Below are 363 nucleotides of genomic sequence, written 5' to 3' on the forward strand. Positions count from 1 at the left end.
GCCAGTCCCACGTTGCCAAACAGGAACAAAAACTCGTTATCGGCCAGCGCTTTGACCCAGACCTGGCCCCACACCCCATCGACTTGGCAGTGGGTGAAGCGGCGCACCTGCCCGGGGGCCAGGCCCAGGTCGTCCACGGCCTGCCGCTGGCCGCCGGGATGGGTGAGCAAGTGGTGTTTGGGTAGGCGCATGACGAAGTTCACGCCGTTGGCCTTGCGCCATTTGTCGCGTCAAAAGTTTATCGCTCAGTTCGTTATTGGTTTACTCAAAAGCCGTAATGTGCAGTTCTGTGAGGTGGCCCAGCACCTGAATGCGCCATTTGTCGCGTCAAAAGTTTATCGCTCAGTTCGTTATTGGTTTACT

Annotated in this window: 1 pseudogene; it reads right to left on the reverse strand. The window is 57.3% G+C overall.

Annotation, left to right across the window (positions count from 1 at the left end):
- Positions 1-191: pseudogene (locus tag D0T11_RS21880) on the reverse strand (hypothetical protein); the annotation flags it as partial.
- Positions 192-363 lie beyond the last annotated feature (172 nt).

It is taken from the genome of Hymenobacter rubripertinctus (assembly GCF_003583925.1).
In the GTDB taxonomy this organism is placed as follows: Bacteria; Bacteroidota; Bacteroidia; order Cytophagales; family Hymenobacteraceae; genus Hymenobacter; species Hymenobacter rubripertinctus.